This window comes from Halomonas elongata DSM 2581, from assembly GCF_000196875.2.
GTDB lineage: Bacteria > Pseudomonadota > Gammaproteobacteria > Pseudomonadales > Halomonadaceae > Halomonas > Halomonas elongata.
In genome coordinates, this window is the sequence record NC_014532.2 from 1167246 (window position 1) to 1188019 (window position 20774).

Below are 20774 nucleotides of genomic sequence, written 5' to 3' on the forward strand. Positions count from 1 at the left end.
TCGTCTCCATCATGTGGCCAATCGTTCGCGAGCTACTTGAATCGATGACGGTATGCCCTCATGTCATCAAGCTTTGGTGACACCCACCCAGCTTCGAAGGATCGCTCATGGCCGAACCGGCGCTGTCCATCCGTGGCCTGACCAAGGTCTACGGCAATGGATTCCAGGCCCTCAAGGGCATCGACCTCGACGTTGCCCAGGGGGATTTCTATGCCCTGCTGGGCCCCAATGGCGCGGGCAAGTCGACCACCCTGGGGGTGGTCTGCTCGCTGGTGCAGAAGACCGACGGCAAGGTGTCGGTCTTCGGCATCGACATCGATACCGACTTTGCGCGCGCCAAGTACCACCTCGGCGTGGTGCCCCAGGAATTCAACTTCAACCAGTTCGAGAAGGTCATCGACATCGTGCTCGCCCAGGCGGGGTACTACGGCATGTCGAGGCGCGAGGCACTGCCCCGGGCCGAGCAATTGCTGAGTGACCTGGGCCTGTGGGACAAGCGCAACGGCAGCGCGCGCATGCTGTCCGGCGGCATGAAGCGACGCCTGATGATCGCCCGTGCCCTGATGCACCGCCCCAGGCTGCTGATTCTCGACGAGCCCACGGCTGGGGTGGATATCGAGCTGAGGCGCAGCATGTGGGAGTACATGCGGCATATCAACGAGGTGGAGGGTACGACCATCATCCTGACCACCCACTATCTGGAAGAGGCCGAGAGCCTGTGCCGCCATGTCGGCATCATCAACCACGGGCGCATCGTCCGCGATACCAGTGTGCGCGACCTGCTCGCCGAGCTGAATACCGAGACCTTCCTGCTCGACCTGGCCCATCCGATCGAAGAGGCACCGAGCATCGACGGCTTCGAGGTTCGCCAGGTTGATGGCGCCCAGCTTTCGGTGATGGTGCATCGCGGTCAGCGACTCAACGACGTCTTCGAGGCATTGGGGGAGCAGGGCATCGAGGTGATGTCGATGCGCAATCGGGCCAACCGGCTGGAGGAGATGTTCGTTTCCATGGTGGAAGAAGGTCAGAGCCCCATCGATCGGGACACGGAGGTACGCGGATGAATGCCACACAGACCGCCATCGCGTTATGGACCCTGGTGATCAAGGAGATCAAGCGATTCACGCGGATCTGGCCGCAGACGCTGCTGCCGCCGTCGATCACCATGGCGATGTATTTCATCATCTTCGGCAACCTGATCGGCTCGCGCATCGGTGAGATGGATGGCTATTCCTACATGGACTTCATCGTCCCGGGCCTGATCATGATGTCGGTGATCACCAACAGCTACTCCAACGTGGCCTCGAGCTTCTTCTCCAACAAGTTCCAGCGCAGCGTGGAGGAGATGATGGTTTCGCCGATGCCCAACTGGGTGATTCTCTCGGGCTTCATCCTGGGTGGCATGGCTCGCGGGCTCGGTGTCGGCATCATCGTCACTGTTGTATCGCTGTTCTTCACGCGCCTCGAAGTGGCGCATCCGCTGCTGACCGTCGGCGTGGTGGTGCTCACCGCGGCACTGTTCGCCACGGGCGGCTTCATCAACGCGCTGCTCGGCAAGAAGTTCGATGATATCTCCATCGTGCCGACCTTCGTGCTGACACCGCTGACCTATCTCGGCGGGGTGTTCTACTCGATCTCGCTGCTGCCGGCATTCTGGCAGGGCGCCTCGATGCTCAACCCCATCCTCTACATGGTCAACGTCTTCCGCTACGGCTTTCTCGGTGTTTCCGACATCCCGGTAGGCTGGGCGCTGGCGGCTATCCTCGGCTTCATCGTGGCGTTGTTCGCGGTTGCGTTGTGGATGCTTGAAAACGGCAAGGGCATCAGGAGTTAAGCGATGGCACACCACCGACCCGAGACGCTCACCGGGGCTCCGCTGGGGCGTGAGTCCGCTTATCCCGAGCACTACGATGCTGGCTTGCTCTATCCCATCGAGCGCGCCGCCAATCGTGCGCCGCTGGGTATCGAAGAGGGTGCCTTGCCGTTCGATGGCGAGGATGAATGGCATGCTTTCGAGCTTTCCTGGCTCAATGCCAGGGGCAAGCCGATCGTCGCCGTGGCGCGCTTCCGGCTGCCGGCGAGTTCGCCGCGGCTGATCGAGTCCAAATCCTGGAAGCTCTATCTCAACAGCTTCAACCAGAGCCGTTTCGCCTCGACCGACGAAGTGACCCAGCTCCTGGAGCGCGATCTTGCCGAAGCGGCCGGCGCTGCGGTCGGGGTCGAGGTGTTCGGCGTGGATGACCCGGCCCTGACTCCTCGATCTTTGCCCGGAGAGTGCATCGACGATCTGGATATCGAGATTGCCGATTACACGCCCAGCGCCGCACACCTGACGGTGGGGGAGGAGATCGTCGAGGAGACCCTGCATTCGCACCTGCTCAAGTCGAATTGCCCGGTGACCGGCCAGCCTGACTGGGGCAGCGTGATGATTCGCTACCGAGGCCCGAAGCTGGATCGCGAGGGGCTGCTGCGCTACCTGGTCGGCTATCGTCAGCATCAGGACTTCCACGAGCACTGCGTCGAGCACATCTTCACTGACCTGATGGCGCGCGCCCGGCCCGAGCGGTTGCTGGTCCTGGCGCGCTATGTACGGCGCGGTGGGCTCGATATCAGCCCCTGGCGCGCCACACCGGGCGAGCGGCCGCCAGAACCGTTGCGTCTGGCCCGTCAGTGATCCATGGGCACTTTTCGGTTAATGTCGAGCGGCGTACAAGGCCCGAGACGAACTGATAAAGTGTCGAGAACTCTTCTCGTTACCGGCCTCGTTTTCGAATAAGTAAGGAAGGCACGATGGACGCAATGACGCTACTGCATGAACGTGGCTCCATGGGCAAGCTGACGGGGCCGGCACCCTCGGCCGAGCAGCTCGATGCCTTGTACCGGGCTGCCTTGCGCGCCCCGGATCACAAGGAGCTGCGGCCCTGGCGCTTCGTGGAGTTCTCCGGCGCCGGGCTCGAACGGCTCGGTGAGCTGTTCGCCGAGGCCGAGTTCCGCGAAGACCCGCATATCGATGACGCGGCCTTGAACGCCGCACGCAAGAAACCGCTGCGCGCGCCGATGATCATCGCCGTGATTGCTCGCGTCACGCCGGACGAGCCCAAGGTGCCGCGTGTGGAGCAGGTGCTCTCGGCCGGCTGTGCCGCCCACGGCTTGCTGCTGGCCGCTCACGCCCAGGGGCTCGGTGCCATGTGGCGTACCGGTCGATATGCCTTCGACCCCACCGTTCGCAAGGGCCTCGGCCTCGACGAGCAGGACGAATTGGTCGGCTTCATCTACCTGGGCCAACCGGGTGGCCGACATCGTCGCCTGCCCGAACACGACCCCGCCGACTTCGTGGAGCGCTGGTCGTGATCAAACGCAGCATCGGCGTCGCCCATCCGCGCCTGCCGCTGCCCGAGCGGGGAGGGGAGGACGCTCCGGCGGTCTTCCTCGACTGGCTCTTCCAGGCGATACCGCTGGCGGGCCGGCTGGGTATCCAGAACATGGCGCGTGATGGCGACGCCCTGACCTGGGAGCTGGCGCTGACGCCCAGCCTGAATGACAAGGGCACCGGCTTCGGTGGTGCCCTGGCGGCCCAGACCACTTTGCTGGGCTGGTGCTGGGCCACGCTCTGGCTGCGCCGTCACGGTTACGACCGTGACGTGGTAGTGGCCGAGTCGCAACAGCGTTTTCTCGCCCCGGTGACCGGCGACTACCGGCTGACCTGCACACCGCAGGCCGAAGAGGGTGGTGCACGGCTCGCCGAGAGCATGGAGCGGCGGGGCAAGGGGCGCATCGCTCTCGTTCAGCGACTGTGGTGCGGCGACACCCTCTGCCTCGAGGCGCAGGGCGACTACGCCGTGCTGCCCGAGCGCCACGCCTGACGTCGGGATAGCCCGAAAATCCGAAAACCGGCTTGCATTCGCGGACTTAAGTCGCTAGTATACGCGCCGTCCTTGAGAGAAAGAGGGCGCAGTTCTCGGGCGTCGCGCCACAGGCCGGATTCGAGAATGACAATGCGGAGGGGTGTCCGAGTGGTCGAAGGAGCACGCCTGGAAAGTGTGTAAGTCGAAAGGCTTCGAGGGTTCGAATCCCTCCCCCTCCGCCACAGAATAGCAAAAAAGCCGCTGATTTCAGCGGCTTTTTTTATGCCTGTCTACCCGATTCACACCACGTCCAGGGTTGGATTCGATCAGATCCTTCCGGGTGTTGCGCCTCTGTCCCCAGAGCCACGGCTCGACCTCAAGCCTCTGCCTTGATATTCCCATATGAGCAATGGCATCTCGCAGGAGGGCTCGTATCCCATGAGGATGCAACTGTTGCCGCGTCACGCGAGAATGGTGGTACTGCGGTTTGTTCGGCGATGACGTCAACGACAATGCGGGAGCGGTGGAGCGAGCCGAGATGTCCGAGGGGAGGGAAGCCTATGTCACATCATCATGATCATGGCGCCCACGGGAGCCACGACAGCCAGCGGCGCCTGGGCTGGGCCATTCTGCTCACGGGTAGTTTCATGGTGGCCGAGCTGGTCGGCGGTGTGCTGTCGGGGTCGCTGGCGCTGCTCGCCGATGCGGGGCACATGCTCACCGATGCTGCGGCGCTGGCGTTGGCCCTGTTCGCTGCCTGGATCAGTCGACGTCCGGCCGATACGCGTCGCAGTTATGGTTATCACCGCGTTCAGGTGCTGGCGGCCTTCGTCAATGGCTTGACGCTGATCGCCATCGTCGTCTGGATTGCCATCGAGGCGGTCCGTCGGCTGTTCGCGCCGGTTTCCGTGGCCGGTAGTACCATGCTGGTGATCGCTGGGCTCGGGCTGGTCGTCAATCTGGTGGTCTTCGCCATTCTGCATATGGGAGATCGCGAGAACCTCAATATTCGCGGTGCAGCCTTGCACGTGCTGGGCGACTTGCTGGGCTCGGTGGCGGCGATCGTTGCTGCCGTGGTGATCCTGCTGACCGGTTGGACGCCGATCGACCCCTTGTTGTCGCTGCTGGTGGCGGCGCTCATTCTGCGCAGTGCCTGGAAGCTGACGCGCGAGTCGGGCCATATCCTGCTGGAGGGTACGCCGGAAGGGCTGGATGTGGATCGGGTCAAGCGTGAGCTCGCCGAGCAGTTGCCGGCGGTCCGCGACGTTCACCATGTGCATGCCTGGTCACTGACACCCGGACGTCATCTGATGTCGCTGCATGCGATTCTGGAGGAAGGAGCGGACCAGGAGCGTGTGCTGGTCGACATCAAGACGATGTTGAGCGACTCCTTTGCCGTCGAACACGCGACGATCCAGGTCGAATCGTGGCGGGGCTGTGTCGATGAATCGGGCCGCTGAGAGCTCCTTTCAGAGCTAGGGGAGGGATGGGCTTCCCGGCGCCCATTGCCATTGAAAGTATGGCAATAAGATTCAGCGATGGGCGGCGGGTGCTGCCCATCGCGAAGGAGCGAGTGGAGACTTAGCCGAGAACGCCCTGGCTGCGCAGGTAGTCGTCATAACTGCCGCTGAAATCGACGATGCCGTCGTCTTTCATCTCGATGATACGGGTGGCCAGCGAGCCGACGAACTCTCGGTCGTGGCTGACAAATATCAGTGTGCCGGCATAGTGTTCCAGCGCCAGGTTGAGCGATTCGATGGATTCCATGTCCAGGTGGTTCGTCGGCTCATCCATGACCAGTACATTGGGCTTTTGCAGGATGAGCTTGCCGAACAGCATGCGCCCTTGCTCGCCGCCCGAAATCACCTTCACGGACTTGCCGATGTCGTCATGGGAGAACAGCATCCGCCCCAGGGCGCCGCGTACGGTCTGCTCGCCGCCGGTCGTCCACTGCTGCATCCATTCGAACAGTGTCTCGCCGCCTTCGAAATCCGCCGCGTGATCCTGCGCGAAATAACCGACTTCGGCGGCATCGGTCCATTTCACTTCACCGGCGTCAGGCGGCATCGTGCCCATCAAGCAATTGAGCAAGGTGGTCTTGCCGACTCCGTTGGGCCCAATGATGGCCACGCGTTCCCCCGCTTCGATGCGCAGGCCGAAACGTTCGAACAGAACATTGTCGCCCCACGCCTTGGAGAGTTCTTCCACGTTCAGGGCGTGACGGTGAATCTTCTTGTTCTGCTCGAAGCGAATGTAGGGGCTGACGCGCGAGGAGGGCTTGATCTCCTCGAGCTGAATCTTGTCGATCTTGCGCTGGCGCGATGTCGCCTGCTTGGCCTTGGAGGCGTTGGCCGAAAAGCGGCTGACGAATTGCTGCAGCTCGGCGATTTCCGCCTTTTTCTTGGCATTCTCGGCATGCAGGCGCTCGCGTGCCTGGGTGGCGGCGGTCATGTACTCATCGTAATTACCGGGAAACAGCTGCAGCTCGCCGTAGTCCAGGTCCGCCATGTGGGTACAGACACTATTCAGGAAGTGGCGGTCGTGAGAGATGATGATCATGGTCGATGAGCGTGCCTTGAGGATGTCCTCGAGCCAGCGGATCGTATTGATATCGAGGTGGTTGGTCGGCTCATCGAGCAGCAGTACGTCGGGGTCGCTGAACAGCGCCTGGGCCAGCAGCACACGGAGTTTCCAGCCCGGCGCGACAACGCTCATCGGCTGGTCGTGCTGCTCGAGGGGAATGCCCAGGCCCAGCAACAATTCTCCGGCACGGGCCTCGGCGGTATAGCCATCGAGTTCGGCAAAGCGCACTTCGAGGTCGGCGACCGCCATGCCATCTTCTTCGCTCATTTCGGCCTGCGCGTAGATGCGTTCACGTTCCGCGGCGACGCTCCAGAGTTCTTCGTTGCCCATGATCACCGTATCGATGACACGTTCGTTCTCGAAGGCAAACTGATCCTGGCGCAACTTGCCCAGTCGCGTGGTGGCGTCTTTCATCACCTGGCCGCTGGTAGGCTCCAGGTCTCCCCCGAGAATCTTGATCAGGGTCGACTTGCCGCAGCCATTGGCCCCGATCAGGCCGTAGCGATGGCCCTGGCCGAATTTGACGGAAACGTTTTCGAACAGCGGCTTGGGGCCAAACTGCATGGTGATGTTGGCGGTAGAGAGCACGGCGGAGAATCTCGCGGGAGGAGCATGAATGAAAGACTTGGGCCGAGCGGGTCCGACCAAAGTGGAGGGCGCATTGTACGCGCCGGACCGCGGGGCTATCTACATGTCCCGTCGACTGGTCAGGGCCATCGTAGAGAGCGGTATCGTCTCTGTGGCAGATTCATGCCTTGGCCTTGAGCAATTCATCCCAGCGCGTGGTGTAGCGCGATGACAGGTTGCCGCAGCGCAGTCGCCAGGGAGCCTCGGGATCGGGGAGGCCGAAGCCGATGGTGTGACGCCCCATGCGACGGTTCAGGGTGTCCAGTGTGGCCATGAGGCGTTCGCCGCGTTGGCGTTCGGTGTCGTCGGATGCATCCAGTAACGAGAGCTGGTGGTGCTCGATGTCCAGCAGGTCGAGCAGCATCACGCCGGCCTTCATGTAGCGATAGCCGGGACGATGCAGGCGGGTCAGCGCCTGGCGGGCGGCGGCGATGATCGGCCGGCTGTCGTTGGTGGGACGAGGCAGCTCGACGATGAGTTCTGGCGTGTGCTGGGGCAGGTCGCGGCGGTGTCGGTTGGTCCGGAGGAAGACGTACACCGCGCGAGCCAGGCTACGTTGGTGGCGCAGTTTCTCGGCGGCGTGCTGGGCATGCTGGCTGATGGCCTCGCGCAGGTCCCGCCATTCGCCGGTGGCGCGGCCGAAGGAGCGCGAAACCATGATGCGCCGGCGGATGTCGTCGTCCTGCATGGTGATGCAACTGATACCGCGCAACTCGAGGATGGTGCGTTCCAGTACCACGGAATGGTGGCGGCGCAGGGCCTTAGCGTCGGCGACTCTCAGGTCCCAGGCGGTGCGCAGCCCCAGTAGCGCCAGGCGTTCGGCCATGCGGCGTCCGAGTCCCCAGATGTTGCCGAGCGGGGTGTGCTGCAACACGCGGCGTGTCTCGTCGCCGTCGGCGGAGAGGATACAGACACCCCGATACGCGGTAGATGACTTGGCGACATGATTGGCCAGCTTGGCAAGGGTGTGGGTGGGCGCTACGCCGACACACACGGGCAAGCCGGTGTCGCGTCGCACGTTGTCGTACAACGAGCGTGCCAGGCGGGACAGGGCGGCATCGTCGAAGCCTTCCAGGCGCACGAACATCTCGTCGATGGAGTAGGGTTCCACCTCGTCGACGCCTTCCTCGAGCACCATTCTGACGCGGGCGGACATGTCGCCGTAGAGCTCGTAGTTGGAAGACTGCAGATGGATCTCGCCGCGCTGCAGGCAGGATTGCAGCCGGAAGGCCGGCGTGCCCATCTCCACGCCCATGGCCTTGAGCTCGCTGGAGCGGGCGATGACACAGCCGTCGTTGTTGGACAGCACTCCCACGGGGCGACCCTCCAGGCTCGGCTTGAAGACGCGCTCGCAGCTCACGTAGAAGTTGTTGCAGTCGACCAGTCCGATCATATCGGGAACTCATGGATGACCGAACGCACCACGCCCCATATCTGAAGACTGCGTTCATTGACCGGAATGGGGGCATGGTCGGGGTGCCCGGAACAGAGGAAGGTGCGGCCGTGGCGTTGCTCGAGACGCTTCACGACGACTTCTCCGTCAACCAGGGCGATGACGATGTGCCCGAAACAGGCCGTCACCGAGCGGTCCACGACCAGGATATCGTCGTGATGGATGGAGTGGGCCTGCATGCTGTGCCCCTCCACGCGCATGAAGAAGGTCGCGGCAGGGTGTTTCACCAGTCGCTCGTTGAGGTCCAGCGTGCGTTCGGCATAGTTCTCCGCCGGAGAGGGGAAGCCGGTAAGGCCCGCTCGTGCGGTGGTCGACGGAAACGCGCCGGGTTGCAGCGGTGGTGTACGTGGGGTGGTGTCAGGCATGGTGTGGCACCTGATATGTATTTATATACAGTATCGGGTGGAAAAGACGGCAAGGCAAGCCCGCTTGGGCTCGCCGACCCGTAGGGAAAGGCTGATGGCGGGGCTCCGAATGCCGTCATTGACTATCGGGGATGTCTTACAGGTCATGCATGAAATCGCGCGTAGAGAAAGGGAGGGGGAAGCGTCATGCTCAAAGCGTGACGCCGATTCAGCCATGCGCGCTGCCCTCCTTCTCGGCTCGCTGTCAATCTGCTGCGTCATGTTCACGGCATCCCGACTGTCCCGGTCGGGATGCCGTTTTTTGCGTTCTGATCTGGGTATACGAACTTAATGCTTGGTGGAGGACCATCACTCCACCAACCTGGTTATCTCCAGAGTCATGGGGAGAGCGCTCCCATCGGTTCTTCCCATTACGCAGTCCAGTCCGCCCAGAGTTTACTTGCAGAACGAAACAGTCCTTGCAACTGGATACATTGATCATGTGCCTCGTGCTGGTTGTGGCCCTGGTTGCGTTTCTTTCAACCTCTGCTTAACTTCGATATTGCTGATACAACAAAACAGGAGACACTAATGAAGCTCTCGATGCTAGCCATGGGATTGGCATACGGCATGCTCACCACTGCTGCGCATGCCGCTCCACACCAGGATGTGCGCGACGCTGTCGAGCAGCAGCAACAGCCGTTACTGAAAACCCTGGAAACTCTCGTCAACATTGACTCTGGAACAGGCTTTGTCGCCGGCCTGGACAAGGTGGAAGCGTTGCTCACCGAACGTCTCGAAGCCCTCGGTGCCAAGGTGGAGACTCACCCTGCCGAGGCCTTCGGTGGTAACACTCTGGTCGGTCGCCTGCAGGGGAATGGCAACAGCAACATCATGTTGATGATCCACTACGATACCGTCTTTGGTAAGGGAACTGCCGAAGAGCGTCCTTTTCGCATCGAGGAGAAGCGTGCCTATGGCCCGGGGGTGGGCGATGCCAAGGGTGGCGTAGCCGTGATCCTGCATAGTCTGGAGGCGCTGAAGACACTGGGATTCGATGACTATGGCCAGGTGACCGTGGTTTTCAATCCTGATGAAGAGAAAGGTTCCCCCGGCTCTCGTGACCTGATCCAGCGACTGTCTGCCGATCAGGATGCGGTGCTGGTGTTTGAACCGACCTTTAGTGAGGGAGGCTCCGATGCCGTGACCGTCGTCACCAAAGGCATCAACTATGCTTTCCTCGAGGTAAGCGGCCGGTCCTCCCATGCCGGAGGTGCACCGGAAGAGGGGCGTAACGCTGTCATGGAACTCTCCCACCAGTTGCTTCAATTGAAGGATCTCGGCGACCCGGACAAGGAGACGACCCTGAACTGGACGATCGTCGAAGGTGGCAGCAAACGTAATATCATTCCCGAGCATGCTCAGGCGGAAGGTGATATGCGCTACTTCGATAGCAGTGAATACGAGCGTGTTCTGAATGAGGCGCGCGATATCACCGAGAACCAACTGATCGATGATACTGAAGTAGAGTTCCGCCTCGAAAAGGGCCGTCCACCGCTGCCATCCAATCCTCAGACTCAGGCGCTTGCGGAACAGGCCCAACAGATCTATCAGGAACTCGATCGGGAATTACAGGCTGTCGAGATCGGCGGTGGCACTGATGCGGCCTATGCCTATCACGCCGACTCCCCCACACCGGCCGTGCTGGAGTCCTTGGGCCTGGCTGGGGGGCGTTATCACAGCGATGAGGAATTCGTTCTGGTCGACAGTGTGGTGCCCCGTCTCTACCTGACCACGCGGATGATCATGGAGTTATCCGGTGGCGAATCCGACAGCTGAGCGGGGAAGTCTATCCCCGCTCTCGGGTGAGCGGCTCTTTCCTGCGGTGAGGCGAGCATTCTTGGTCAATTATTAGCCCCGTGCTGTTGGGCAATTGGGGCTTGACCCCATCTCACCCCAGCAGCAGGGCGCCGTAGCCGATGCCGAAACACACGACCAGGGCGGGATGTACCCGGGTCATCATGAGCAGGAGGGCGGAGATTCCCCCGATGATGGCGGTATGCAGCCAGCCGAGGGTGTCGAGTCCCTCGTCCAGGAAGGCCCAGGTCAGGTAGGCCATCAGCACCATCACCACCGGACGGACCCACTGGCTCATGGCCTTGACCCGGGGCGAGTTCCGGTAGCGGTAGAGGGTGCCGAGGGCAGCCAGCATCAGCAGCAGCGAGGGGGCGACAGTGGCCAGCACGGCGATCATCGCGCCGGGCACGCCGGCCACGTCGAAGCCGATGTAGCCGGCCATCTTGGTGGCGATGGGGCTGGGCAGGGCATTGCCCAGTGCCAGGGTCTCGGCGAAGCCTTGCGAGCTCATCCAGCCGTACTTGCCGACCACCTCGTTCTCGATCAGCGGGATGATGGCGGGGCCGCCGCCGTAGCCGACGATGTTGGGCATGAAGAAAGCCAGGAACAGTTGCCAGTAGATCATCGGGTGGACTCCTTGGCCGAGGGGCGGCGCATGGGGCGCAACAGGGCAGCGATCAGGAGGGCGCCGATCACCAGGCCCGGATGCAGGCCCAGGCCATAGATCAGGCCGCCGGCGGCGATCCCGAGTATTGTAGTGGCCAGCCACCCCAGGCCGGCCCGGGACTTGGCGAAGAAGTCGAGTGTCAGCTGGGCCATCATGACCATCACCACGGGAATCACGCCCTGACCCATGCCCTGGACCCAGCGCTGGTCGCCGTGGCGGGCGTACAGGCCCAGCATGGCGATCATTGCCAGGATCAAGGGCACGGTGACGGCGACCACCGCGTTGATGGAGCCCAGCGGGCCGCCCACGCGATAGCCGATGTAGCCGGCCATCTTGGTGACAATGGGGCCGGGCAGGGTATTGCCGATGGCCAGCACGTCGGCGAAGTCGTTATCGTCCAGCCAGGCGTGGCGCTGGACCGCTTCGCGACGGACCAGCGGAATCATCGAAGGGCCGCCGCCGAAGCCGAACAGGCCGACGCGCAGGAAGGCCATGAAGAGTCGAGTCTGTCGTTTCCACATGGTTACAGCACCGCGATGCTGGCGTCGGTACGCGGCTCGGTACCCCCGCTGTAGATGCCGCTGTCGGGATCGCGCAGGATCACCTGGCCGCGACCGAAACTGCGCTCGTCGTGGGCGATTCGCATGTCGTGGCCGCGCTCGGCCATCGCCCGGACCAGATGTGCCGGATAACCGCGTTCTATGCCGATGCGCCGGTCGCCAAGCCATTGCCAGCGGGGTGCATCGAGCGCGGCCTGGGCGTTGAGGCCGAAGTCGACCAGGTTCATCACCACCTGCACATGCCCCTGAGGTTGCATGTAGCCGCCCATCACACCGAACGGACCGAGTGCCTTGCCGCCCCGGGTCAGAAAGCCGGGGATGATGGTGTGATAGGTCTTCTTGCCGGGGGCCAGGAAATTGTCGTGATTCGGGTCGAGGCTGAAGTCGTGGCCGCGATTCTGCAGGGCGATGCCGGTGCCGGGCACCACCACGCCCGAGCCGAAGCCGTGATAGTTGCTCTGGATATAAGACACCATGTTGCCGTCGGCATCGGCAGTGGCCAGATAGACCGTGCCGCCGGCGGGCGGTGTGCCGGGCTCGGGCGTCAGGGCACGGTCACCGATCAACCGGCGTCGCGACTCGGTGTAGGCATCGCTCAACAGGGCGTCGACGGACTGGCTCATGTGCTCGGGTTGGGTGATATAGGCCTGGCCATCGGCAAAGGCCAGCTTCATGGCCTCGAGCTGACGGTGCAGTACCTCGGGATCGTCGCGGTGGCCGGGCTCGAATCCCTCGAGAATGCGCAGTGCCATCAGGGCCACCAGGCCCTGCCCGTTGGGGGGAATCTCCCAGACATCGACGTCGCGGTAGCGTGCCGAGATGGGCGAGACCCATTCCGGCCGGTAATTGGCCAGATCCTCGGCGCGCAGGTATCCCCCGGTGCGGCGCGAGAATTCGTCAATGCGCTCGGCGAGCTCACCGCGGTAGAAGCTCTCGGCGGCGGTCTCGGCGATGCGTTCGAGCGTGGCGGCCTGATCGGCGCAGCGGTGCCATTCACCGGCTCGGGGCGCCCGACCGGCCGGGGTGAAGATCTCGAACCAGGCCTGGGTCGCCTCGCCCTCCAGGTGACGACGGAAGGTCGCCTCGTCGCGTTGCCACAGGCTGGCGATCACCGGAGAGACCGGAAAACCTTCGCGGGCCAGACGGATGGCGGGTGCCAGCAGGCTGGCAAAGTCGAGCTTGCCGAAGCGTCGCGACAGCTCGGCCCAGGCGGAGGGTGTGCCGGGCACGGTGACCGGCGTCCAGCCATGCAGGGGCATCTCGGTGTGTCCGGCGGCTGCCACTGCCTCCGGTGTCAGCGCGGCCGGCGCGGTGCCGCTGGCGTTGAGGCCATGGAGGTGACCGTTGCCGACATCATCGCTGGCGATCCACACCAGGGCGAAGGCGTCGCCGCCGATGCCGCAGCCGGTGGGCTCGACGACGGTCAGTGCCGCCGCCGTGGCGATGGCGGCATCCACGGCGTTACCGCCCTGGGCCAGGATATCGCGACCGACCTGGCTGGCCTGCGGCTGGGATGCTGCCACCATGCCGTGACGTGCGTAAGTGAGGCTGCGCTGCGAGGCATAGGGTGTCGTGGCGGAAAAGGATGTCGGCATGCCATCTCCCATTGGCTTAAATCGTTTATAATAAAAAAATCGATTTTTCGGAAATCACTATGGCGTGGGAGTTGGCTAGGGTCAACCGAAGACGTACCCTGCGGAGGCGATCAGCCAGAGCGATATCATGAGTACACCGAACGTCAGTGGGGCCGCTTCGCCCCCAACGGGCGCTACCGCCGCCAGCCGGGTCTTCGACGCCCTCAAGCAGGATCTGATTCGCGGGCGTTTCGCGGCAGGCGAGAAGCTCGCCATCGGCAGCCTGAAAACACGCTATCAGGTGGGACTCAGCCCCTTGCGCGAGGCGCTCAATCGCCTGGCCGCCTACGGGCTGCTGGAACAGGTCAATCAGCGTGGCTTTCGAGTGCCGCCCCTGAGACTCGATGAGCTGGATGACATCGCCGACCTGCGTAGCCAGCTCGAATGCATGGCCTTGACCCAGGCTTTCCAGAACGGCGATGCCGAATGGGAGTCGCTGCTGCTGGCAGCGCACCACCGGTTGCGGCGTGCCGATGAGCGACCGCAGGAGGTGGAGGAGTGGGAGCAGGCGCACCTGCGCTTTCACCGGACCTTGCTGGCGCCCTGTGGCTCGCCATGGCTACTGCGCTTCATCGAGCAATTGCACGATCAGTTCGATCGCTACCGCCGCCTGGCGCCGCCCAATCCCGAGGTTCGCGAGGTGCTCGATCGGCAGCATGGCGAACTGGTGCAACTGGCGATGGAACGACGCATCCAGCAGGCCCGGGCGCTGCTCGATGAGCACATCGGCCTGTCGCATGGCGTGGCGCGGGGCGCCTGCTCGGCGTCCTGAGGTGCTGCCGGGCAGGGCCTAGGCCATCGCCCCTTCACGCCCGTCGTGATCGGGCGGCGGCTGGCAGACCCAATCCAGGGCGGCCCGCTTGTCGCGCACGCGGAAGGTGCGCATCTCCATGGAGCGGAATACATGGTTCTCGATCCGCACCAGGTGGCGGATCCAGTGCTTGTCGCTGACCGTGGCGGCCCGGTAGTAGCGATCCATGTCGCCGATCTGTGTCAGGCCATAGCCGAGATCGCGGAGAAAGGCCGTGAAGGTCATCCAGCGGATATCGTCGATTTCGGCATAGAGGCTGATGCGCGGGTGGGCCTTCTTGGCCGACTCGATGGCGTCGATGGCCCGCTGCAGATCATTGGCATCGACTCGCCCGCCGACGCGCATTGCCACCACGTGATCGGCGCCCGAGGGCAATAGTTCCAGCATGGTTCGATCCTCCTTGGAGAGGCTTGAACGCGCCGGTGACCGGGAAACGCCCGGTGAACAGGCCGGTGCGACAATCGCCATGTATTCGGTGTTTCCCCACAGTATGGCACTGATCGGTTGACAGGCACGTCGACATCGGGTTCCGGCTGCGGCGTTTCGCCATGCATTCCGCTTGAGTGAGGTCATCCGTATCGACACGGGCATTGCCGGGGAGGGTGGTGTTTTTGTTATGTTATAACGTATATTATTTGCCGCGTTGCCATGTCGAATGAAGGAGGGACGACGATGACCCATGTTCAAGACCCGCTGCCGGTTACCGTGCTGTCGGGATTCCTGGGAGCCGGCAAGACCACTTTGCTCAACCGCATCCTGGCCAATCGTGAAGGGCGGCGTATCGCCGTGATCGTCAATGACATGAGCGAGGTGAATATCGATGCCGACCTGGTGCGCGGCGACGGGCGTGGCGATGTTGCGCTGAACCGTGCCGAGGAGCGCCTGGTCGAGATGAGCAATGGTTGCATCTGCTGCACCTTGCGCGAGGACCTGCTGGAAGAAGTCGGGCGCCTGGCCCGGGAGGGGCGCTTCGATCAACTGGTGATCGAATCCACCGGCATATCCGAGCCGTTGCCGGTGGCCGAGACCTTCACCTTCGAGGACGAACAGGGACGCAGCCTTTCGGATGTGGCAAGGCTGGATACACTGGTCACGGTGGTCGATGGCGTGAATTTTCTCGAGCAGTATCGCCGGGCCGACTCGCTCGAGGAGGCCGGGCAGAGCCTCGGCGAGGACGACGAGCGCAACCTGGCCGATCTGCTGGTCGACCAGGTGGAGTTCTGCGATGTCCTGCTGATCAGCAAGGTCGACCTGCTCGAGGCCGAGCAACTGGTGGAACTCAAGGGCGTGCTGCGAGCCCTCAACCCGCAGGCCGAACTGATCGCCATGCGCCATGGCGAGGTGCCGCTGGACAAGGTGCTCGATACCGGCCTGTTCAGTTTCGAGCGCGCCAGTCAGGCACCTGGCTGGCTCAAGGAAATGCGTGGCGAGCACCAGCCGGAGACGGAAGAATACGGTGTATCGAGCTTCGTCTACCGGGCGAGACGACCTTTCCACCCCCAGCGGTTCTTCGATCAGTTGCACGAGCGAGGTTTCGGCGACCGCTTGCTGCGTTCCAAGGGCTTCTTCTGGCTGGCCAGTCGGCCGCGTCATGCCGGCCAGTGGAGCCAGGCCGGCGGCATTGCGCATTACGGCCTGGCGGGCATGTTCTGGAAGGCCATTCCGGAGGAGCACTGGCCCGATGAGCCGGCCTTTCGTCAACGCATCCTCGAGAAATGGCAAGAGCCGTTCGGCGACATGCGCCAGGAACTGGTCTTCATCGGCCAGAACATGGACGAGGCCGAAATCCGGCGTGCCCTGGACGATTGCCTGCTCGACGACGATCAGTTGCAGGCAGGGCTGGATGCCTGGCTTGCTCTGCCCGATCCGTTTCCGAGCTGGAACATCGTCGATGAGCGGGAGGCATCATGATGTCTGAGGCGCTCGAGGATGTCGCAGCAGGTCGTACGGCGACGCATGGTGCGTTGAACTGGGTGGGCATGGACGGTATCTCCCTGCCGGTGCGCGTGGCCGAGCACCCCGTCGACGCACGGGTGGCGGCATCGGTCAGTCTCGATGATCCCGCTGCCAGGGGCATTCATATGTCCCGGCTCTATCTGCTGCTGGAGGAACTGGCGGAACGCGAGCTCGAGGTGTCGCGAATCGCCGGGCTACTGGAGAACTTCCTGGCCAGTCACACCGGGCTTTCCCGTCGAGCGCGACTTTTCCTGACGGGCGAGCTGACATTGCGGCGGCCGGCGCTGGTCAGCCCGCTGGCAGGTTGGAAGGGCTATCCCGTCGCGCTGCGAAGCTGGCGCGAAGGCAACAGCGTCGAGACGCAGCTTGAGCTGAAGGTCGGTTATTCCTCGACTTGCCCATGTTCGGCGGCGTTGGCGCGCCAACTGATTCAGCAGCAGTTCGACCGGGACTTCGGCGACGAGTCCCTCGACCATGCCGCGATACGCGACTGGCTGGGCGAATCACATGGCATTCTGGCCACGCCCCACAGTCAGCGCAGCGAGGCGCGGATCACGGTGCGGCTGGCCGATGGAGTCGATGCGCCGCCCTGGCTGGACTTGATCGACAGTGTCGAGGCAGCGCTGGGGACAGCGTTGCAGACGGCGGTCAAGCGTGTCGACGAGCAGGCTTTTGCCCTGGCCAATGGCCAGAACACCATGTTCTGCGAGGACGCCGCCCGTCGGTTGCACCAGGCGCTGAGCGAGGCATCGGGGATTGCTGGTTTCCATGTGCGGGTCGTGCACGCCGAGAGCCTGCATGCGCACGATGCGGTGGCTGAGACGCAAGCTGATTGGTGGTGGCGAGACTAACGAAGCAATGATTTATTGTTGCGCTCACGACATGAATCAGTGCTTCTCCGACAGTGACGGAACTCAGCAAACTGTCTATGTTGATGTTCTACACAACAGGAGCTGAGGGGACGCTGAACAAATCGACGAGCGAAGCGCACGGAGCACAGGAACCGGAGCCTATGGGGTATAGGTGAGGATGCCGAGCACCGCGCAACGCAGTGATTTGCCCGCGCAGGCATTTGTGCAGTGTTTCCCTGAACCGATATGCAGCCCAGAATCAGCATGATCACGCTCGGTGTCGAGGACATCGAGCGGGCGGTACGTTTCTATGAGCAGGGACTCGGCTGGCCGCGGCTCGAGTCGCCGCCGGAAGTGGCTTTCTTCACCCTGAACGGCACCTGGCTGGGGCTCTATGGACGCGAGGCCCTGGCCGAGGATGCCGGCATGACTGCGGGAGACAAGCCGGCATTCGGTGGCGTGGCGCTGGCCCACAACGTGACGAGCGAGGCCGAGGTGGACGCAGTGCTGGCGCAAGCGGTCGAGGCCGGGGGCAGTCTGGTCAAGCCGGGGCAAAAGGTCTTCTGGGGCGGTTATTCCGGTTACTTCGCCGACCCCGACGGCCACCTCTGGGAAGTCGCCCATAATCCCTTGGTGTGGATCGGCCCCGAAGACCCATGAGCCTACCCCTTATCCCGACAGTACCCGGGGCAGCCACAGGGCGATCTCGGGCCAGACACTGATGATCAGCGCCGCCAGGCACATCAGCGCAAAGAACGGCGCCGCCGCCAGGGCCACGCGGCTGATACTCTCGCCGGTCAATCCCTGGAGCACGAAGAGATTGAAACCCACCGGTGGGGTGATCTGCCCGAGCTCGACCATGATCACCAGGAAGATGCCGAACCACAGCGGGTCGTAACCGGCCTGGATGATGATGGGCAGGGTGATGGGCAGGCTCATCACGGTGATCGAGATGCCGTCCAGGAAGAGTCCGAGCAGGATGTAGAAGAGCGCCATGGCCAGCAGCAGGGCGATCGGCGAGAAACCCTGCCGGGCAATCCAGCTTGCCAGCTCGCTGGGCAGGTGCAGGTAGCCCATGGCCGTCGACAGCATGGCGGCGGCCACCAGCAGGCTGCAGACCATGACGGCGGTGACCAGGGCGCCGCGCAATGCGGAGAGGAACAGGCCGATGCTCAGCTGGCGCTCCGCGGCGAGCAGGATCAGGGTGGCGCCGCAGCCGATGGCGGCGGCCTCCGATGGGGTGGCGATACCCGTGTAGATCGCGCCGAGCACCACCACGACCAGGCCGAGTACCGGGGCCAGCAGGCACAGGGCCTGCCAGGGCGTGGTCGAGTCGGCCACTTGCCGGGGCGCGAGGGAGGGGCGCGCCAGGCAGCGCAGCATGACATAGCCGATGTAGAGCATTGCCACGACCAATCCCGGCAGCACGCCGGCCATGAACAGCTTGCTGATCGAGACTTCGGCCTGAACGCCATAGACGATCATGACGATCGACGGTGGGATCAGCAGCCCCAGGCTGCCGGCGCCGGCCAGCGAGCCGATCGACAGGCGGCGGTCATAGCCCCGGTTGGCGAGTTCGCGGGTGGTGATCTTGCCGATGGTCGCCGTGGTGGCAGCACTGGAGCCGCTGACGGCGGCGAACAGCGTGCAGCCCAGTACGTTGGTGTGCAGAATGCCGCCGGGCAAGTACCGGGTGAGCGGCGTCAACCCTCTGAACAAGCGCTCGGCGATATCCGAACGGAAGATCAACTCTCCCATCAGGATGAACAGCGGAATCGCCGAGAGCTCCCAACTGTTGGCGGCACGAAAGAGGATCTTCGACAGGATCAGTCCGATGCGCTCGAAGCCGAAGTCGCCCAGCCCCCAGAGCGATAGCATCGCGACGATCACCAGGCCGGCGAAGATCCAGCTACCCAGCGCCAGCACGCCCAGCAGCAGGGCAAGCACGCCAAGTCCTATCAGTAGCGTATCCATTCATGACTCTCCGCTGTCGAAGGTGGCGCGTTCGACCAGAATCCTGAGCGTCCGGACGACGAGGATCAGGCACAGCAGATACAGCCCGAGCAGCACGGCACCCTGGGGGATCCAGAGAGGCGTTTCCGCCAGGGTCTCGCTGACGATGCCGCGGGCATGGCTGCGCTGGACGGCGATGGTCCAGAAATGTGCCAGCCAACCGAAGACGAGCAGGGTGGAGACGCTGGCGAAAAGCTCGAACGGCCAGCGCCAGCGTTTCGGAAATCGCTCGAGCACCAGCGAGACGCGGATCAGCCCGCCCTGTTCGAGGGCGTAGGGCAGACTGAGAAAGGTCATGGCGGCGACGCTGTAGCCGATGAACTCGTCGAGAACGAAGGTCGAGTGGCCGAACAGTCGCAGGGCGATCTCGAGCAGGATGTGGCCGAGCATGTAGACGATCAACAGCATGCCGAGCCAGGCACCGAGCCTGGCCAGCCCTGAGGCGAGCTGGCCGAGTCGGCTGGTGAGTGTTTCGAGCGGGCCCCGGGGATGTGCGGGCGTCGTGGACATCATTCAGACGCCTGGGTCTGGTTGAACTCGTCGAGAATCTTCTGGCCACGCTCGCCGATGTTGTCGAGCCAGTTGTCGACGACCGGGGTGGCGGCTTTTTCCAGTTCGGCGCGGAACGTATCGCTAATCGGGTCGTGAATGGTGACGTCGTGCGACTCGAGCGTTTCGTAATTCTGGGCGACGCGCTGCTTGACGACCTCCCAGTTGTGCTCGTCGGTCTCCTTGGCGGCCTGTCTGATGGCTTCTTGCTGAGACTCGTCGAGCGATTCGAAGGCGTCGCGATTCATGTGCACCATGTTGAGCGGGATGGCGTACTGGATCGCGCTGAAGTCGCTCAGGTGTTCCCAGAAACTGCTGTTGGCGCCGGATTCCGCCGAGGTCAGCACGGCTTCGATGCCGCCGGTGGCCAGTTGGGGCACGACGTCGGCCCAGGAGAGCTTGACCGGGGCGGCCCCGGCATTGCGCAGGATCTCGGTGCCGTTGCGGTCGTAGGTGCGGATCTTGAGATCCTGCAAGGCCTGCATGTCGGTGACGGGCTCTTTCGACCAGATGCCGCTGGCCGGCCAGGGAGAGGCGTAGAGCAGCACCTGGTCATTGTCGTTGAAGACCTTCTTGTATTCCGGACGCGCGATCTCGTAAAGGCGCCTGGCCGATTCGACGTCATCGGCGAGGAAGGGCAACGACGACAGCAGGAAGATGGGGTCGATGCCGCCGAGGGTGCCGGACAGGCTGTCGGCGATCTGCACGGCGTTGTCGGCGACCGCGTAGAAATGATCGCCGGATCGGAACCCGAGCGAGGCTCCTGTGTGCAGGGTGATGTCGACCTCGCCGTCGGTCAGTTCCTCGACGCGCTTGATGAACCAGGCGTCACCCTCGGCGTGGATCGAGCTGGCATTGTATTCGTTGGAAAAATCCATCCGGGTGGCGGCCTGGGCGTTCAGCGTCAGACCGCCGACGCTCATGCCGGCGATGAGGGCGCAAAGGGCAGCGCGACGGGACAGGGCGCTCTGCAGGGAATCGATCATGGAGGCAGTCCTTGTAGATTGTTATCAAATGCTTGTCG

General features: G+C 63.2%; 21 protein-coding genes and 1 tRNA gene. 12 read left to right on the plus strand and 10 right to left on the minus strand.

The window, feature by feature from the left end; all coding sequences use genetic code 11:
- Positions 1-107 precede the first annotated feature (107 nt).
- From HELO_RS05500 to HELO_RS05530, 7 genes are all read left to right on the plus strand, one after another.
- The gene (locus HELO_RS05500; protein WP_013331772.1) at positions 108-1064 is read left to right on the plus strand and encodes an ABC transporter ATP-binding protein; all 957 of its coding nucleotides are present in this window, start codon (positions 108-110) and stop codon (positions 1062-1064) included.
- On the plus strand, positions 1061-1834 hold the full coding sequence (locus HELO_RS05505) for an ABC transporter permease (RefSeq protein WP_013331773.1): 774 nt from the start codon (positions 1061-1063) through the stop codon (positions 1832-1834). The genes HELO_RS05500 and HELO_RS05505 overlap by 4 nt, the downstream gene beginning before the upstream one ends.
- Positions 1835-1837: 3 nt before the next feature.
- Positions 1838-2674: an NADPH-dependent 7-cyano-7-deazaguanine reductase QueF gene (gene queF / locus HELO_RS05510; protein ID WP_013331774.1), complete on the plus strand. Its 837-nt coding sequence runs from the start codon at positions 1838-1840 to the stop codon at positions 2672-2674.
- A gap of 116 nt (positions 2675-2790) precedes the next feature.
- Positions 2791-3351: a nitroreductase family protein gene (locus tag HELO_RS05515; RefSeq protein ID WP_013331775.1), complete on the plus strand. Its 561-nt coding sequence runs from the start codon at positions 2791-2793 to the stop codon at positions 3349-3351.
- On the plus strand, positions 3348-3863 hold the full coding sequence (locus HELO_RS05520) for a YiiD C-terminal domain-containing protein (protein ID WP_041601935.1): 516 nt from the start codon (positions 3348-3350) through the stop codon (positions 3861-3863). The genes HELO_RS05515 and HELO_RS05520 overlap by 4 nt, the downstream gene beginning before the upstream one ends.
- A 136-nt stretch (positions 3864-3999) precedes the next feature.
- A tRNA-Ser gene (locus tag HELO_RS05525) sits at positions 4000-4087 on the plus strand.
- A 318-nt stretch (positions 4088-4405) separates the two neighbouring features.
- Positions 4406-5305 carry a cation diffusion facilitator family transporter gene (locus tag HELO_RS05530; RefSeq protein WP_013331776.1) on the plus strand — a complete coding sequence of 300 codons (900 nt, stop codon included), beginning with the start codon at positions 4406-4408 and terminating at the stop codon, positions 5303-5305.
- 121 nt (positions 5306-5426) lie between these two features.
- On the opposite strand, the gene HELO_RS05535 is transcribed toward HELO_RS05530, so the two are convergent.
- From HELO_RS05535 to HELO_RS05545, 3 genes are all read right to left on the minus strand, one after another.
- Entirely contained in the window at positions 5427-7016 is a 1590-nt protein-coding gene (locus tag HELO_RS05535; protein ID WP_013331777.1) for an ABC-F family ATPase, read from the minus strand.
- A gap of 160 nt (positions 7017-7176) precedes the next feature.
- Entirely contained in the window at positions 7177-8448 is a 1272-nt protein-coding gene (locus HELO_RS05540; RefSeq protein WP_013331778.1) for a Y-family DNA polymerase, read from the minus strand.
- Positions 8445-8873 carry a LexA family protein gene (locus HELO_RS05545; RefSeq protein ID WP_013331779.1) on the minus strand — a complete coding sequence of 143 codons (429 nt, stop codon included), beginning with the start codon at positions 8871-8873 and terminating at the stop codon, positions 8445-8447. The genes HELO_RS05540 and HELO_RS05545 overlap by 4 nt, the downstream gene beginning before the upstream one ends.
- Before the next feature lie 570 nt (positions 8874-9443).
- Here HELO_RS05545 and HELO_RS05550 point away from each other — a divergent pair.
- Positions 9444-10691: a M20/M25/M40 family metallo-hydrolase gene (locus HELO_RS05550; protein WP_013331780.1), complete on the plus strand. Its 1248-nt coding sequence runs from the start codon at positions 9444-9446 to the stop codon at positions 10689-10691.
- A 112-nt stretch (positions 10692-10803) separates the two neighbouring features.
- Here HELO_RS05550 and HELO_RS05555 read toward each other — a convergent pair whose 3' ends face one another.
- From HELO_RS05555 to HELO_RS05565, 3 genes are read right to left on the minus strand one after another with little or no spacing between them, the layout of a single operon-like run.
- Complete coding sequence (locus HELO_RS05555) at positions 10804-11334, minus strand: chromate transporter (RefSeq protein WP_013331781.1); 531 nt, start codon at positions 11332-11334, stop codon at positions 10804-10806.
- A complete protein-coding gene (locus HELO_RS05560; RefSeq protein ID WP_013331782.1) occupies positions 11331-11897 on the minus strand; it encodes a chromate transporter in 567 nt (188 codons plus the stop codon). Before HELO_RS05560 ends, HELO_RS05555 begins: the two co-directional genes overlap by 4 nt.
- Positions 11898-11899: 2 nt before the next feature.
- Positions 11900-13531, minus strand: a complete 1632-nt coding sequence (locus tag HELO_RS05565; protein ID WP_013331783.1) for a gamma-glutamyltransferase family protein — start codon at positions 13529-13531, stop codon at positions 11900-11902.
- A 127-nt stretch (positions 13532-13658) separates the two neighbouring features.
- Here HELO_RS05565 and HELO_RS05570 point away from each other — a divergent pair, with 127 nt between their 5' ends.
- A complete protein-coding gene (locus tag HELO_RS05570; protein ID WP_013331784.1) occupies positions 13659-14342 on the plus strand; it encodes a GntR family transcriptional regulator in 684 nt (227 codons plus the stop codon).
- An 18-nt stretch (positions 14343-14360) separates the two neighbouring features.
- On the opposite strand, the gene HELO_RS05575 is transcribed toward HELO_RS05570, so the two are convergent.
- Positions 14361-14768, minus strand: coding sequence for a SpoIIAA family protein (locus HELO_RS05575; RefSeq protein ID WP_065240827.1), 408 nt, complete (start codon positions 14766-14768; stop codon positions 14361-14363).
- Between the two features lie 285 nt (positions 14769-15053).
- Here HELO_RS05575 and zigA point away from each other — a divergent pair, with 285 nt between their 5' ends.
- The 3 genes from zigA to HELO_RS05590 all read left to right on the plus strand — a co-directional run bounded on the left by zigA (position 15054) and on the right by HELO_RS05590 (position 17848).
- Complete coding sequence (zigA, locus tag HELO_RS05580) at positions 15054-16292, plus strand: zinc metallochaperone GTPase ZigA (RefSeq protein WP_013331786.1); 1239 nt, start codon at positions 15054-15056, stop codon at positions 16290-16292.
- A complete protein-coding gene (gene folE2, locus HELO_RS05585) occupies positions 16289-17188 on the plus strand; it encodes a GTP cyclohydrolase FolE2 (RefSeq protein WP_013331787.1) in 900 nt (299 codons plus the stop codon). Before zigA ends, folE2 begins: the two co-directional genes overlap by 4 nt.
- Positions 17189-17434: 246 nt before the next feature.
- The gene (locus tag HELO_RS05590) at positions 17435-17848 is read left to right on the plus strand and encodes a VOC family protein (protein ID WP_013331788.1); all 414 of its coding nucleotides are present in this window, start codon (positions 17435-17437) and stop codon (positions 17846-17848) included.
- Positions 17849-17857: 9 nt separating this feature from the next.
- Here HELO_RS05590 and HELO_RS05595 read toward each other — a convergent pair whose 3' ends face one another.
- The 3 genes from HELO_RS05595 to HELO_RS05605 are packed head-to-tail and all read right to left on the minus strand — an operon-like array spanning position 17858 to position 20736.
- Positions 17858-19162: a TRAP transporter large permease gene (locus HELO_RS05595; RefSeq protein WP_013331789.1), complete on the minus strand. Its 1305-nt coding sequence runs from the start codon at positions 19160-19162 to the stop codon at positions 17858-17860.
- Positions 19163-19714: a TRAP transporter small permease gene (locus HELO_RS05600; RefSeq protein ID WP_013331790.1), complete on the minus strand. Its 552-nt coding sequence runs from the start codon at positions 19712-19714 to the stop codon at positions 19163-19165.
- Complete coding sequence (locus tag HELO_RS05605) at positions 19711-20736, minus strand: TRAP transporter substrate-binding protein (protein WP_013331791.1); 1026 nt, start codon at positions 20734-20736, stop codon at positions 19711-19713. Before HELO_RS05605 ends, HELO_RS05600 begins: the two co-directional genes overlap by 4 nt.
- Positions 20737-20774 lie beyond the last annotated feature (38 nt).